The sequence below is a fragment of the Arthrobacter sp. Y3225116 genome (assembly GCF_059091245.1).
Genome location: NZ_JBNHGL010000455.1, coordinates 1 through 1,126, shown reverse-complemented (window position 1 = coordinate 1,126; position 1,126 = coordinate 1). Strand labels below are relative to the sequence as shown.

The window sequence follows — 1,126 nt, the reverse complement described above, 5'->3', positions numbered from 1 at the left end:
CGGTCGCCGGCCAGTTGGGCCGCGCCGCCGCCGACGGCGTGTGGCCGTTCCTTGCCCTGAGCGCGGTGGTGATGGCGGGGTACGGAATCGGCAACGTCGTGCTGCCGCCGCTGGTCCGGAAATACTTCCCGGACCGGGTGGGCGTGGTGACCGCGGGCTATGTGACCCTGCTGGCGGTCAGCACCGCGATGAGCCCGCAGCTGGCCGTCCCGGTGGCGGACGCCGCGGGCTGGCGGACATCGATCGCGCTCTGGGCATCGGTCAGTGCGGTGGTGCTCATCCCGTGGGCGGTGCAGGCGGGACGGGACCGCCGCAAGCGCCGCGCGGACGACGCCGCAGGGCGGGCTGCGGCGGCCGCCTCGCCCGAACCCCGTGCGGACGAGGGTTCGCCCGGACCGGTCCGCGGCGACGGGCTTGCCGTTCGCGCCCGCGAATCCGCGGCTGGGCCGGTGAAGCTGAACCCGTGGCGTTCGCCGGTGGCCTGGGGCCTGGCCATCTTCCTGGCCGGCAACTCCGCGCAGACGTATGTGTACTTCGCGTGGCTGCCGCCGTACCTGACCGAACACGGCATCGACGCCGCGACGGCGGGTTCGGCCCTGGCGTACTTCGCCATCCTCGGGCTGCCCGCCAGCCTGCTGGTGCCGCTGATCGTGCCCCGGCTGAGGCACCCGATCGCCGCCATCCTGGTGTTTACCGCCTGCTGGGTCGGCGGGCATCTGGGCCTGCTGCTCTCGCCGGAGAGCGGCACCTGGTGGTGGATGACCCTCTCCGGGCTGGGCCAGGGCACCTTCGCCACCGCGCTGCTGATGGTGAACCTGCGCTCGCGCACCACGCACGGCTCGGCGGTGCTGTCCGGCTTCAGCCAGGGCATCGGCTACGCCGGCGCGGGCCTCGCCCCGCTGCTGTTCGGCGTGGTGCACGAGGCCACCGGCTCCTGGACCGCTTCCTTTGCGATGCTGGGGGCCTGCATCGTGGTGATGCTGGTCGGCGCCGTGATGATCAACGGGCCCAGGAATATCGAAGACCCGCCCGCGGCCGGGGCTATGCAAACTTCTTGCAAATCCTGGACGAGGGCCGGATCGCCATCGCCGCGCTGGCCACGGGCGCTGCGCAGGGCTGCGTGGAC

At 72.7% G+C, this 1,126-nt stretch carries 1 pseudogene; it reads left to right on the top strand.

Annotated features, from left to right (window positions below):
• Nucleotides 1-71: 71 nt before the first annotated feature.
• Nucleotides 72-800 (top strand): annotated as a pseudogene (locus AC5RV2_RS18255) (MFS transporter); the annotation flags it as partial.
• Nucleotides 801-1,126: the final 326 nt, after the last annotated feature.